Origin of the sequence: Roseivirga sp. UBA838 (assembly GCF_002296035.1) — a bacterium.
Taxonomy (GTDB): domain Bacteria; phylum Bacteroidota; class Bacteroidia; order Cytophagales; family Cyclobacteriaceae; genus Roseivirga; species Roseivirga thermotolerans.
Genome location: NZ_DBHC01000008.1, coordinates 79796 through 93442 on the forward strand (window position 1 = coordinate 79796; position 13647 = coordinate 93442).

Consider the following 13647-nt stretch of genomic DNA (forward strand, 5'->3'; position numbering starts at 1 on the left):
ATAGTAAACTAATAAAATTAGTTTTCTAACTAAAATATGGCTGAATAGGTAAGGATAAAAAAAAAGCCCAGCAGCATTGCCGAGCTTTTAAGCAGTCCCTAGGGGAATCGAACCCCTGTTTCCAGGATGAAAACCTGGCGTCCTAACCCCTAGACGAAGGGACCGTGACATTGTCAATAAGTGCAGAGGAGGAGGGATTCGAACCCCCGGTACCTTGCGGTACAACGGTTTTCAAGACCGCCGCGTTCGACCACTCCGCCACTCCTCTGGATGTGATCTCCCGATTGGGACTGCAAAGATAAATGGAATTTTTTTTCTTCAAACAAGAATGCTCAAATATTATTCTCAGCTTTTAGCTTATCAAACTTGGCCTTGTCCAAAGCAGCATTCATTTCAAAGCCTACCAGCAATATGAGCGAGAGAATGAACAACAATAGCATGAGCACCAGTAAGACTCCTATTGAACCGTAGAGCTTATTATATGTACCGAAATTGTTGATGTAAAAGGAAAAGCCAAAAAATGCGGCAATGCAAGCCAAGGTAGAAAATATGGATCCGGCACTAAAGAAATGCCAGCGTTCATGAACCGCAGGGGCAAAGTAGTATATACAGGAAATAGCAATTTGAAAGATTAAATAAATAACCACAAACCGCAATACCAACACAAGATCCAGAGAGATTACATCTTGCACAAACTCCCTTACCTTATTGTCCTGCAACAATTGCTGCCCAACCACCAGCAGTGCAATTGAAATAATCACAGAGAGTGATAGTATAAAAATGAGCATGGTAGCAATAAACCTCATTTTAATGAAACCGCGGGTTTCAACTGTTTTATAACAGGCGTTGAATGCCGCCATCAGAGCATTCATTCCATTGGTAGAAAGCACCAGTGTAAGTATAAAACCAAAAGAAAGGAGCCCTCCTCTTTGCTTACTAATAATGTCGTGAATAGTGGTAGAAGCCGCATTATACAGGTTCTTTGGCAATATATTCTCCATGAACATAATGATCTCCTCATTGGTGACCTCCGGAAAGAATATTTGAATATATGGGGTTAACGTAAACAGGAAGATTATGGCAGGGAAAATAGCCATAGTAAAACTAAAGGCAACGGCATTGGCTCTTCCTACTATTTCATCATCACCCATTTTTTGCAAAAAGATGACAATTGCCTCGTACAAACCTACCTTCTCTTTGCCAATCTTTATTCTCTGCAAAAAAGAGACAAACCTCTTATATGCCTGATGATTTACTACCAGATTGACTAAACGACTTTTCATTCGAAATGTGGCTTCAAAAGTTCCAGCAAATAGCCCGGTGCCCGGCAGGGCCTTCCCGTAGACTTATTGATAAAAGCCAAAGTAGTCTCTCCCTGATTAAGTTTAATGCCCTGTTCATTGAACACTTCGTACAAAAACTTCATGCGCATTTCCGGCAAGGAGGGTATACTCACTCTCACAGTAAGTAGTTCATCGTATTTCGCTGGCCTGATAAACTTACAGTGGAGTTCGGTTACGGGCATCATCACCCCTTCTTCTTCCATTTTTTTATACTGGAACCCGGCTTGTCTCATAGCCTCTACCCTAGCTACTTCATAGTAGGTAGCATAGTTACCATAATAGGCATATCCCATCTGATCAGTTTCGGCATACCTTACGCGTACCTGAACATCGGCCTTATACATGTTATCTGTATATGTTTCTTTTGTTTAGTGCCTGCTGAAACAGCCTGGCATTTCGGTTGTGTTCGGCCAGGGTTTTAGCAAAGCGGTGGTAACCAGAGAAATCTTCTTTGGCACACATATAAATATAAGAATGCTCTTCGTAATTCAGAACGGCATTTAGGGAACTGATTGAGGGCAGATTAATAGGGCCGGGGGGAAGTCCTCGATAGCGATAGGTGTTGTAGGGGCTATCCACCTGCGTATCGGCTGTTAAAACACGCTTAATAGTAAAGTCGCCAAGAGCAAACTTCACTGTCGGGTCAGCTTGTAAAAGCATCTTTTTATTGAGCCTGTTAATGTACAAGCCGGCAATTTTGGGTTTTTCATCTCCCATTATGCTTTCATCCTGAACGATAGAGGCCAAAGTAGCTACCTCAACGGGGCTTAGCCCAATGGCAACCGCTTTGTTCTTTCGTTCTTCCGTCCAAAAGTTCATATACTCTTTGTGCATTCGTTCAAAGAGCCCTTTGGCCGATATGGTCCAATAGACCTCATAGGTATTAGGAATAAACATGGCCATAACATTCTGGCTGTTGAACCCAAATTCTGCCAGATACTCGTCATCGCTTAACAAGGCCTCGAACTCCTCGGTGCTCGCCCCCACATTAGAGGTGATTTTTTCCGAAAGTTCCGATTTAAAGCGCACGTTATTGAAGGTAATATCGACCGGAGTTTGGTTGCCGGCCCGCAGTTTTCTGATGGCGTCAAGGTTGCTCATTTTAGAGTCGAGCAAATAAACACCCGGCTTCACAGCTTTTTGGTAGCGCAATATTTTGGCCACAAAACTGAATGAAACGGCATCTTCGATAACCCTGGCTTCATAAAGGTTATTTCTTAGTGAATCGAAGGTATCGTCATGATCTATGAGTATGGTCTGAGCTTCGGACTCCGTTAGAATATTGGCTCCATAAAACAACTGATAGAAATAGAACGAAAAGGTGGTCAGCAACAGAGAGAAGATGACCATAAACAACACAAAGCGCTTTCTTTTCTGCATAGGGGCACAAAAATAGTGAATTTGTCCTAACTTCGGTTTTATTTCAAAGTGATGCCGGCTGAGTTCATTCGACTGTACGAAGAAAACCCTGAACCTCATAAACTCGATCAGATTGTGAAAGTTTTGAGAAATGGAGGAGTAGTGATTTACCCTACCGATACTGTTTATGGAATTGGATGCGATTTTAGCAACACAAAGGCCGTGCAAAGGGTTTGTCAGATAAAGAACACAAAGCCACAGGCGCTCTCATTTATTTGTTACGACCTGAGTGAGATCTCAGAATACACTAAACACCTGAGTACCCCGGTGTTTAAAGTAATGAAAAAGGCGCTTCCGGGCCCTTTTACCTTTATTTTGGAAGCCAGCAGCAAGGCACCTAAAGTGTTGAATGCCAAAAAGAAGACAGTGGGTATTCGAGTTCCCAACAACAATATTCCCCGGGAATTGGTAAAGCGGCTGGGCAATCCCATTATCACCACATCGATAAGAGACGAAGACGAAGTGATTGAGTATTCGACAGACCCTGAATTGATTTACGAAAAGTATGAGAATCTGGTAGACATTGTGATTGACGGAGGCTATGGCGGCAATATGCCATCGACTGTTGTCGACTGTTCGGGCGATTACTTCGAAGTAATCAGGGAAGGCTTGGGAGACATTGAAGAGTTTATGTAGTGAAAGTATTGATTGAAACACAATACATGCCTTCGGTGGCTTATTTCACTCTTTTATGCCACGCAGAAGAAGTATTTATAGAGGTAAACGAAAATTTCGAAAAGCAAACCTACCGTAACCGGTGCGAGATTTTAACCTCTCATGGCACACAAAGGCTCACTGTTCCGGTACATTCTGCCAACAGCAAGATTCCAATTCGCAACATGCAAATTGACCACCGCCAGAAGTGGATCAACAACCATTGGCGGGCTATTCAATCGGCCTATGGCAAAGCACCCTTTTTTGAGTACTATTCGACCTACTTCGAGAATGAACTTAAGAAGGAAAAAAAACATCTAATTGAACTAAATCAGCCGTTGCTGACATTATGTCTTAGACTGCTTCAACTGAATGTGAGCATCGAATTCACTAAAAAGTTTGAATTGACCCCGGCAAAGGGTATTTTGGATGCAAGGTCTGCCGTGCATCCTAAAAAGCCATTAGAAAGCATGACATGGTTTCAGCCAAAGGAGTACTATCAGATGTTTGGCAAAAACTTTGTACCTAACCTCAGCATATTAGACTTGTTGTTCTGTGTAGGGCCGAATGCCTTAATGGTTTTGAAGCAGTCAGGTGTATTCTTAAAGAACAAATAGGTTTTTGATACCGTTTTCTATTAAATCTTAACCATATCTTATTAAATTGTTTGGGGTTTAATAGACTAACATTAGACCAAGAGAAAGGCGATAAATGGAAGCAAAATTTTCAAATAGAGTAAAGGAAGTGATTTCGCTTAGTCGGGAAGAGGCGCTGCGTCTCGGCCACGATTACATAGGCACAGAACACTTGCTTTTAGGAATGATTCGTGAGGGTGAAGGAGTAGCCGTAAGCATCTTGAAAAAGCTTGGCACTTCTTTGGAAGAGCTAAGAGAAGCCATAGAAAGAGCAACCAAGGGAACAGCCAATCACAATGTAAAAAACCTGGCCAATATTCCTCTGACAAGACAATCAGAAAAGGTACTGAAAATCACCTACTTAGAAGCAAAAATATTTAAAAGCCAGCTTATTGGCACAGAGCATTTACTATTATCTATTCTGCGCGATGAAGATAATATTGCTACCCAAATTCTCGAGAAATTCGATGTGAACTATGAGGTGGTTAAAGAGATGCTCGAATACCAAACAGATAATCCTATTGCTTCGTCAGACACTGACGACCCGGACGATGACTCTTCACGCATGTTTAGCAGTGGAGCATCTGGCGGGGGCTCATCTGACCGACCTACAGGCAAAGGTTCTGAGAAATCAAGAACCCCGGTGTTGGATAATTTTGGCAGAGACCTGACCAAATATGCCGAAGAAGGCAAGCTAGACCCTATTGTGGGCAGAGAAAAAGAAATTGAGCGTGTAGGTCAAATTCTTTCGAGAAGGAAGAAAAACAACCCAATTCTTATTGGAGAACCGGGTGTTGGTAAATCGGCCATTGCCGAAGGACTAGCCTTACGGATTATTCAGAAGAAGGTATCACGTGTTCTATTCAACAAACGAGTAGTTACTCTAGACCTCGCCTCTTTGGTTGCCGGAACCAAGTACAGAGGACAGTTCGAAGAGCGCATGAAGGCCGTTATGAATGAGCTGGAAAAGTCTCCTGAAGTGATTCTGTTCATTGATGAGCTTCACACCATAGTGGGAGCTGGAGGAGCATCTGGTTCGCTCGATGCCTCCAACATGTTTAAGCCCGCTCTTGCACGCGGAGAAATTCAATGCATTGGAGCTACCACACTCGATGAGTACCGCCAGTATATCGAAAAAGACGGGGCTTTGGCCAGAAGATTCCAGCAGGTAATGGTAGACCCTACCACTCCTGAAGAGACCATTCAGATTCTCGAAAACATTAAAGAACGGTATGAAGATCACCACCATGTGAATTATACCGAAGAAGCCATAAAAGCCTGCGTTACACTCTCAGACAGATATATTTCTGACCGATTTTTGCCCGATAAGGCCATAGATGTATTGGATGAAGCCGGTGCCAGAGTACACATAAACAACATCCATGTACCCGATGAAATTGTGAAGCTGGAAGAATCGATCGAGGAAATAAAGAAGGAGAAGAACAGGGTAGTAAAAAGCCAAAAGTATGAAGAGGCTGCCCAACTGAGAGATAAGGAGAAAAAGCTCATTGATCAGCTAGACAAGGCCAAAGCCAAATGGGAAGAAGAGAGCAAGTCTAAACGATACGTAGTAGATGAAGATAATGTAGCAGAAGTTATAGCCATGATGACCGGCATACCTACCAAGCGTGTGGCTCAGAAAGAGCAAGCTAAACTGGTGGGCATGCCCAGCCAGCTTAGTGGCAAGGTTATAGGCCAGGAAGATGCCATTAAAAAGCTCACCAAGGCTATTCAGCGCACAAGAGTAGGACTCAAAGACCCCTCAAAACCAATTGGTACTTTCGTATTCCTTGGCCCTACCGGAGTGGGTAAAACAGAGTTGGCCAAAGTATTGGCCACTTATCTTTTCGATAAAGAAGACTCACTGGTGCGCATTGACATGAGTGAATACATGGAGAAATTCTCTGTTTCGCGGTTGGTAGGAGCGCCTCCCGGTTATGTAGGCTATGAAGAAGGTGGTCAGCTTACCGAAAAGGTGAGAAGAAAACCGTATTCTGTAGTACTGCTCGATGAGATTGAGAAAGCTCATCCCGATGTGTTCAACATTCTTCTTCAGGTACTTGACGATGGTATTCTGACTGATGGCTTGGGCCGAAGGGTTGATTTCCGAAATACGATTATCATCATGACCTCGAACATAGGGGTAAGAGATTTAAAAGATTTTGGAACTGGCATTGGGTTTAGCACTCAGGTGAAGCGTGACAACGAGGAAGCTATAATTAAAGACACTATCCAAAAAGCGCTTAAAAAGACCTTTAGCCCTGAATTCTTGAACAGGTTGGATGATGTGATAATCTTTAACTCACTTTCCAGAGAGCATATTCACGAGATCATTGATATATCATTGAAGAAACTCCTGAGCAGAATTGAAGCCATGGGTTACCAAATTACCCTAACCGAGAAAGCCAAAGACTTTTTGGCCGACAAGGGCTTTGATCCGCAATATGGAGCCAGACCTTTGAATCGTGCGATTCAGAAGTATCTCGAAGACCAAATTGCCGAAGAAATATTAAAAGGCGATATCAACGAAGGCGATACACTGATGGCCGATCATAAAGAAGGCGAGGCAGAGTTGACCATAAAGATTAAAAAGAAACGAAAAACCAGTAAAAAGACTGAAGAGGAAGACTCTACAGACTAATGTGGTAAACAGATAGTAAGCGAAAGCCGGTTTTGGGAGGTCTCCCAAAACCGGCTTTTTTATAACCGATTGATAAGTATTTGCCAGAAAAGCCTTGCTCCGGTGTTAATAATCTCATCGGGAAAATCATAGAAAGGATGGTGCAGAGGAAAACACCCTTTGCCACTGCCAAGCCCAAGCAGCGCCCCCGGAACTTCGTCTAGAAAAACACCAAAGTCTTCGCTCCAAAGATTGGGCTCGGGAAGTGTTCTAACCTCAAGACCAAGCTTTTGGCACGCCTGCCTTACCACCTCTTCTTGTTCTTTATGATTGGTGGTAGCCAGAAAGCTTTCATGCTTCGATACTTCCAAAACTAAACTTTGCTGATGGGCCAACTCGTTCGCCTGGCTCTCAATAGCCTGCAATAGCCTCCTCATTTCGTTATTGGACAACGATCGAATGGTCATCCAGACTTCTCCTTCACCAGCTGAAACACCAAAACTTTCATCGCCTAGATTTATATGGGTAATGGTATAAAAGGTATGACTATGAAGCCCCAACTGCCTAACCCTTTCCGGCAAACAAACAATAAACTGACCAATGGCTTGAGCGGGATTCTTACCTTTCTCCGGTTCACTAGCGTGTGAAGTATGACCTTTGAACAGCAACTTAAGCCCAATAGATGCCGCACAAAAAACTCCACCCCTACTGAGGATGGTGTGTAAAGGATAGCCGGGTAAATTATGTAAGGCAAAAGCTTCATCAGGCCTGTTTTCTTTAAAGAGAGGGTCGCTTACAACCCGGCCTGCGCCCTGCCCTGTTTCTTCAGCCGATTGAAACATGAGGCTGACTTTCCCTTTTTCAATCCCCTCACTTACAATTCGGCAAGCCAACTCTAACAATATGGCCATGTGCCCATCATGACCACACTTATGGCTTATACCTTTATTGACAGAGGCATATTCAATAACCAACTCCTCTTCAATGGGCAGGGCATCTAATTCGGCCCTAAACATAATATGCCTGCCCGGCTTCCCACTGTCCCAAATAGCCCATACGCTGCGGCCACCTATTGGAGCCATCAACTGTGTGGGCTTAAGTGGCCTCAGCCAGTCTACAATCTGGCGGGCCGTCTCTCTTTCATTACCGGACAGTTCCGGGTGTTGATGCAGCCAATGCCTCTTCTGAATAGCGTTGAGTTTGAGCATGGGAAAAAGATACCTAAAAAAGCAAAGGAGAGCTCCATCCGAGCTCTCCTTCTTCAACCAAAATATATAGTATATGAACTATAAATTCTCAATCATTACCGAAAGGGTTCGAGAACTTTTCATCGCTTATAAACGACTGATCGGTAAGTGTTCTCAAAAAGGCCACCAAGGCTCGCTGCTCCTCCGCATTCAAATTCATTCGAATAGCCCGGTTATTGCCTTCTCTCAATCGGTCATCAAGATTAGGATGGTTCTGAACACCCCGGTTATAGAAGTCGATTACTTCCTCCAAAGTTTCAAAACGTCCATCATGCATGTACGGGCTAGTGAGTTCAATGTTTCTCAATGAATTGACTTTGAACTTACCATTGTCGCGTTGATTGCCGGTAACTGCCCCAAGGCCCAGGTCTGTACTATTGGCGTTGAGCCCATTGTTTCTGGCTCTACCTCCACTAAACGCTACTGTTTCATGACAATTGGAGCACTGTGTTCTACGGCTAAAAAATAAATCTTTACCCAAATTCTCCAGTTCAGTAAAATTAGAAAAACGGGCATTATTGTTTCCGTTGGCAGCAGCAAGCCCAAAATCGTATGGTGCCTGATATGAGGCCATGGCTCTTACGAATTGGGCAAGCGAATTGGCTATTCTATCGGCAGTAACTGCCGAGCTACCAAAAGCATCGAAAAAAAGCGGCTCATAGTAAGGTTGTGCCTGAACTTTAGCCACCAGTTCATCTAAGGTTAACCCCATTTCCACCTCGTCCTGAATAGGCATCAGTACTTGTGCCTCCAGGCTTGTGGCTCGTTCATCCCAAAAGAAACTGCCATTGTTATAATACCTGGCGTTGGCCAAGCCCATGCTATTTCTGCCGGTCTCTTCGCCTTCAAAACCAAGGCTTCGAGTCCGCGAATCGGAAAAACCCTTGGCTTGCACATGACAAGAAGCGCATGAAACGGTATTGTTTGCACTTAACCGAACATCATAGAAAAGCACTCTACCCAGGGTTGCCCCTGCATTGGTTATCTGATTATTGGTAGGTGTATTGTCTATACGCCTTATATCATTGTCTAAAAAATGATCGGGAAGATCGGGGTTGGCATAGTTGTACCAACTGTCCGGTAAGTTCAAACCCTCAAGAGCATTTGGCTCTACGGTTTCTTCTTCCAGGTTTTGAGAGCAATTGGCACATAGCATGGCCAGGCTCAAAAGAAAAATCGCCTTTGTTCGCATAGTTTGTTTGGTTTTAAATTTTTGGTGCAGTCCGACTCCGGCTTTGAGGTTTCACAGGTCTTATGGCCCGCGCCTTTTCTTCTTTTGCGGTGGTGGCATACGGCTGTGCGGAGCCCCTTGCTTTAATACCGACATAATAATGGCATCGAAAACCTGTACCTGTTCTTGAGCGCACAGGTCTCGTATTTTCATGAAGTGGTTGAAGGTGGCCTGCTCTATCCGGGCCTGACTATCTCCTATTACCCGGCTCAAACTGTCCGTAAGGGCTACCACCTCCGGCTTTCCGTAAAGACCATGCAGTTGCTCACGAGCCTCGTGCATTCGGTCCCTCAGCCTATTCACTTCTATAAAATGGTTATGACGCAAGCGTTTTAACTGTTCCAACTGCTCATCAGTCAGGCCAAGTTCTTGTTCCAATATTAACAGTCCTTCCATACCGTTTTTAATGCGCTGATCTGGTTTGCCCCACCAAAGCAAGGTCAGGAGTACCACGTTCAATACCGCCAGAAACACTACCGCAATGCCTATTATTCTTGAACTTTTCATTTGTTTAGATTTAATAACCGAATTCGTTGGACGGCATAAAGTATTCTCTAGACAGCGTTTCCCATGCAGTTTCTACAGGCAGAGGTCGCTCATACCCTAGCAGAACCAAGCTAAAACCATTGAAAACCAGAACAATAAGAAGCAAGAGCATGCATAGCTTCATATTTTCTAAAAAGGCATAGCGGTCACTCTTACCCAACAACTCTGCTTCCATTCTGGCCTCCAGCCGGCTATAAAAAAAAGCAGGTGCCAACGCTCTTTCTACAGCATCTAAACTTGCCATACTCTGCTCTACCCTTTGTGCTATAATTGCTTTCTCTTTCATGGTATCTTATTGGATGCCAACCCTTTAATTTTCTTGCGTTAATCAATCATATTTTTTTCATAGAAGTTTCTCAGTTGCTTCTTTAGGTTTTGCCTGGCCCTGAACATGAGCGACTCAACCGATGACACACTTACCTGAAGTACCTGAGTCACTTCTTCATAAGAAAGCCCTTCCAGCTTGTGTAGAGTAAATGCCAATCGCTGATTATCCGAGAGCTTATCGATAGCCGCCAGCAAAGCCTTGGCATTTTCCTGTTGCTCCATAGCCACTCCCGGATGCATCCAATCAGCAGGCTGGAAGCCCTGCGCCACACCTCCTGAAAGGCTCCTCATCCACGCAAAGCGCTTTTTTGCTTTCATCCTTCTTAGTTTTTCAAGACTCTTGGTAGTGGCAATCCGGTATATCCAGGTAGAAAGCTTAGCCTCTGCCCTGAAACTCTCTACCGATCGATACACCTCCATGAATACATCTTGGGCGCTTTCTTCAGCCTCTTCTTCATTCTTTAAGAGGCTCAGGCAGGTGTTGTACACTTTGTCTTTGTAGTCTTCTACCAATTGCCTGAAAGCTTCTTCAGATCTGTTTCTCAAGGCCAATAAAAGTGTTTGCTCTGTCAATGGTTGGTCTAAGTTGAAGGAGGTGTTATCCTCCCTGTTTTGGTTCAGAAGCTTTTGGGCCTCCTCATTCCCTCCCCGCTTTATTGGCCTGTACAGCAATTGCCTGTTTAGTGCTAGTCGCTGCTCATCGCAAACAGGCTCTTTATTTCTGCCACACTTTCCACTTTTAGCACGAGGAGTTGTGCCCTTAAATCCGTTGTTCGCTCAATTACCCTACCCACCGCTTTCATATTTATTTTGTGGGCCAATTGAAGTTGCTCCATTCGGGCTTCTCCAATCCTCAGCCGAGCCTGCAAAGGTTGTTTCTGTTGTTCGGCTATTTGTTTGGTCTGGTGTATACTGTTATTCTGTTCTTCGGAAAGCCCGGGAATATGATAGGAAACCTGACCAGGCGGCTCGCTTTGGGAGACCTCTTCCCTTGTAACAAAAGGCTTTGCGCAAAAGCCAAAGGCATGGCAACTATTGAGGCCAACAGCAAGGTGACTCCGACAGTAGCTTTAAACATTTTTATGACCTTTTAGATTTTGTTTTTGGAGGGCTTAATGAAAAACAAGCCCCGAACTTGCTCCCTGAAAAGTTAAATTAGGCTAAGGCTATTCAGGGTTTGTGTGTAGATTTAGCCCAAACAATCAGCCAGCGATTTTGAGAACACCCTTTATAATTAGTGGAAAGCCCGTAATGCCGGGCGAAGAAGCAGTTATCAACGTAAATATTGCCCGATTGCCCTCTCACTCAGAAATTAACCTGAAGATTACGGTGGCCCGGGCTCTTGAAGATGGCCCCACTCTTCTTCTAAGCGGAGGCCTGCATGGCGATGAAATTAACGGAACGGAGATAGTCAGGAGAATTATTGAAAAAGACCAACACAAACCCAAAGTTGGAACAGTAATCTGCATTCCCATCATCAACATGTTTGGGTTCATTAACTTTAGCCGTTATGTGCCCGATGGAAAAGATGTAAACCGGTCGTTTCCCGGAAATAAGAACGGATCGTTGGCCTCGCGCGTGGCTCATTACCTTACCAATAATATCATACCCAAAATAGATGTGGGCCTCGATTTTCATACCGGAGGGGCCGACCGAACCAATTACCCACAAATACGCTGTGTACTTAAAGACGAACGCAACCGCGCCATTGCCAATGCGTTTGAACCTCCTTTTATTCTCAACTCCCCCTTTCGTCCAAAGTCGTTGAGACAAACAGCCGCCCGAATGGGTAAGCATATTTTGGTCTATGAAGGAGGGGAATCGGCTCGCTTCGATGAACATGCCATTCAGGCAGGAATAAACGGGGCTTTGAGGGTAATGAAGTACCTGGGCATGCGCGAGAGAGCCCCAGATGCCATGCAAAAAACCAGAGTCATCTACAATTCATCGTGGGTAAGGGCACGCTATTCCGGTATTTTTCTGGCCGGAGCAAAATCAGGAGACTTTGTAGAAAAAAATCAAATTGTAGGCTATATAGCCGAACCCTTCGGGGCTTTTAAGCACAAGATTAAAAGCCCGGCAACAGGCTATGTAATAGGCCTTAACAACAACCCCATAGTACATCAGGGCGATGCATTAATGCACATAGGCGTACAAAAGTAATTATGGAAAAAGAAATAACATTTTTGGAAGAACTCTCTTCGCTCATTGAACTAAAAGACAGTGAGGGCATTCATCAGTTGATGGAAAGCCTGAAAACGGAAGACCTGATCTATGCCTACAACCGGCTCTCCAAAGATGAACAGGTTTCGCTTATTGGCCTTTTAAGCCCGGAAGATGCCGCTATGCTTCTGGAGCGAATACCCCAAAACCAGGCCATAGAAGCCATAGAAAATGCTCAGATAGAAACCGCTGCTTCTATTCTTAATGAGTTGTATAGCGATGACCAGGTAGATATTCTGGCCGAGTTGGAAACGGAAGAAGCCGAGGCCATTCTTGAAGAAATGCGGCCTCAGGAAGCCGAAAATGTAAGAAAGCTCATACAGTACGATTCTGAGTCGGCCGGTGGGCTAATGGTAACGGAATACCTGGCCTATGACTCGGCCATGACGGTAGCCCAAACGGTAAAAGACCTTCAGGAAAAGGCCGAGGAATACGAAGACTACCACGTACAATATATTTATGTTACCTCCGACAACCGCTTTGTCGGGGTTTTGCAAATGCGCGATTTGTTACTTTCTCGTCCCAACACCAAACTGGATACCATAGCCATTAAGAATGCTAAAACCATGCTACCCAATGCCCGTTTGGAAGAGCTCATCGGTTTTTTCGATAAATACGATTTCTTTGGAGTGCCCGTGGTAAGCGAAACCGAAGAACTGCTGGGTATAGTACTCCGAAAAGACCTTCGCGAAGCAGAAACGGAAAGGTCTAACCTGGAGCTTTTGGAAACCCAGGGTATTGTGGGAGGAGAGGAGCTCCGCTCTATGCCGGTATGGCTTCGTTCAAAAAGAAGGCTTTCGTGGCTATCTGTAAACATTGTGCTCAACATTATTGCCGCAAGTGTTATTGCCTTTTACCAGGACACCCTCGAAGAAGTGATTGCCCTGGCCGTGTTCCTGCCTGTTATTTCCGACATGAGCGGCTGTTCGGGCAACCAGGCCGTAGCGGTAAGTTTGCGCGAGCTTTCCCTGGGTTTGGTTAAGCCCTATGAACTGGCCCGGGTACTTTGGCAAGAGATCAAGGTAGGACTTATCAACGGGTTGGTACTTGGCCTGCTCATTGGTCTGGCAGCATTTATCTATATGGGCAATTTTTATTTAGGACTTGTTGTGGGTGGCGCTCTGGCCATTAACACCATTGTGGCCGTAAGCATTGGCGGCACCATTCCGTTGTTTCTTAAAAAAATGAACACCGACCCGGCTCTGGCATCGGGCCCTATTCTTACAACGGTTACCGATATGCTGGGCTTCTTCTTAGCTCTAACCTTTGCCGGAGCGGCAATGAGCTATTTGGTGTAAATACCCGAAGCGTTGGCAAATCATGGTGAATTCAACCCGTTCGGAACTAAAAAAACCGAACTAATTTGAGTTTTCTCTAATTAATAGGGTTACTTACTTAAGTC

14 protein-coding genes and 2 tRNA genes are annotated in these 13647 nt (G+C 44.5%); 5 read left to right on the forward strand and 11 right to left on the reverse strand.

Annotation, left to right across the window (positions count from 1 at the left end):
* Positions 1–92 precede the first annotated feature (92 nt).
* The 5 genes from B3O12_RS02235 to mltG form a co-directional block, all read right to left on the reverse strand.
* Positions 93–164 (reverse strand) — tRNA-Glu (locus B3O12_RS02235).
* A gap of 19 nt (positions 165–183) precedes the next feature.
* Positions 184–268, reverse strand: a tRNA-Ser gene (locus tag B3O12_RS02240).
* A 64-nt stretch (positions 269–332) separates the two neighbouring features.
* Entirely contained in the window at positions 333–1283 is a 951-nt protein-coding gene (locus B3O12_RS02245) for a YihY/virulence factor BrkB family protein (protein ID WP_286755133.1), read from the reverse strand.
* Entirely contained in the window at positions 1280–1687 is a 408-nt protein-coding gene (locus tag B3O12_RS02250; protein WP_189631497.1) for an acyl-CoA thioesterase, read from the reverse strand. Before B3O12_RS02250 ends, B3O12_RS02245 begins: the two co-directional genes overlap by 4 nt.
* 1 nt (position 1688) lies before the next feature.
* Entirely contained in the window at positions 1689–2723 is a 1035-nt protein-coding gene (gene mltG, locus B3O12_RS02255; protein WP_286755134.1) for an endolytic transglycosylase MltG, read from the reverse strand.
* A 51-nt stretch (positions 2724–2774) separates the two neighbouring features.
* Here mltG and B3O12_RS02260 point away from each other — a divergent pair, with 51 nt between their 5' ends.
* The 3 genes from B3O12_RS02260 (at position 2775) to B3O12_RS02270 (ending at position 6692) form a co-directional block, all read left to right on the forward strand.
* Positions 2775–3398 (forward strand): L-threonylcarbamoyladenylate synthase, encoded by a 624-nt coding sequence (locus B3O12_RS02260; RefSeq protein WP_286755135.1) that lies wholly within the window; start codon positions 2775–2777, stop codon positions 3396–3398.
* On the forward strand, positions 3398–4033 hold the full coding sequence (locus B3O12_RS02265; protein WP_286755136.1) for a WbqC family protein: 636 nt from the start codon (positions 3398–3400) through the stop codon (positions 4031–4033). The genes B3O12_RS02260 and B3O12_RS02265 overlap by 1 nt, the downstream gene beginning before the upstream one ends.
* A gap of 94 nt (positions 4034–4127) precedes the next feature.
* The gene (locus B3O12_RS02270) at positions 4128–6692 is read left to right on the forward strand and encodes an ATP-dependent Clp protease ATP-binding subunit (RefSeq protein WP_286755137.1); all 2565 of its coding nucleotides are present in this window, start codon (positions 4128–4130) and stop codon (positions 6690–6692) included.
* Between the two features lie 59 nt (positions 6693–6751).
* Here B3O12_RS02270 and B3O12_RS02275 read toward each other — a convergent pair whose 3' ends face one another.
* The 6 genes from B3O12_RS02275 to B3O12_RS02300 form a co-directional block, all read right to left on the reverse strand.
* Positions 6752–7879, reverse strand: a complete 1128-nt coding sequence (locus B3O12_RS02275; protein ID WP_286755138.1) for an amidohydrolase — start codon at positions 7877–7879, stop codon at positions 6752–6754.
* Positions 7880–7967: 88 nt separating this feature from the next.
* A complete protein-coding gene (locus B3O12_RS02280; protein ID WP_286755140.1) occupies positions 7968–9110 on the reverse strand; it encodes a cytochrome-c peroxidase in 1143 nt (380 codons plus the stop codon).
* A gap of 60 nt (positions 9111–9170) precedes the next feature.
* Positions 9171–9656, reverse strand: coding sequence for a Spy/CpxP family protein refolding chaperone (locus B3O12_RS02285; RefSeq protein WP_286755141.1), 486 nt, complete (start codon positions 9654–9656; stop codon positions 9171–9173).
* A 10-nt stretch (positions 9657–9666) separates the two neighbouring features.
* Positions 9667–9981 carry a hypothetical protein gene (locus tag B3O12_RS02290; protein WP_286755142.1) on the reverse strand — a complete coding sequence of 105 codons (315 nt, stop codon included), beginning with the start codon at positions 9979–9981 and terminating at the stop codon, positions 9667–9669.
* Between the two features lie 38 nt (positions 9982–10019).
* On the reverse strand, positions 10020–10694 hold the full coding sequence (locus B3O12_RS02295; RefSeq protein WP_286755143.1) for an RNA polymerase sigma factor: 675 nt from the start codon (positions 10692–10694) through the stop codon (positions 10020–10022).
* Between the two features lie 14 nt (positions 10695–10708).
* On the reverse strand, positions 10709–10858 hold the full coding sequence (locus tag B3O12_RS02300; protein WP_286755144.1) for a hypothetical protein: 150 nt from the start codon (positions 10856–10858) through the stop codon (positions 10709–10711).
* 379 nt (positions 10859–11237) lie between these two features.
* Between B3O12_RS02300 and B3O12_RS02305 the strand changes: the two genes are divergently transcribed.
* Positions 11238–12185 (forward strand): succinylglutamate desuccinylase/aspartoacylase family protein, encoded by a 948-nt coding sequence (locus B3O12_RS02305; RefSeq protein WP_229838755.1) that lies wholly within the window; start codon positions 11238–11240, stop codon positions 12183–12185.
* Positions 12186–12187: 2 nt separating this feature from the next.
* Positions 12188–13543: a magnesium transporter gene (gene mgtE / locus B3O12_RS02310; RefSeq protein WP_286755145.1), complete on the forward strand. Its 1356-nt coding sequence runs from the start codon at positions 12188–12190 to the stop codon at positions 13541–13543.
* The last annotated feature ends 104 nt before the right edge of the window (positions 13544–13647 follow it).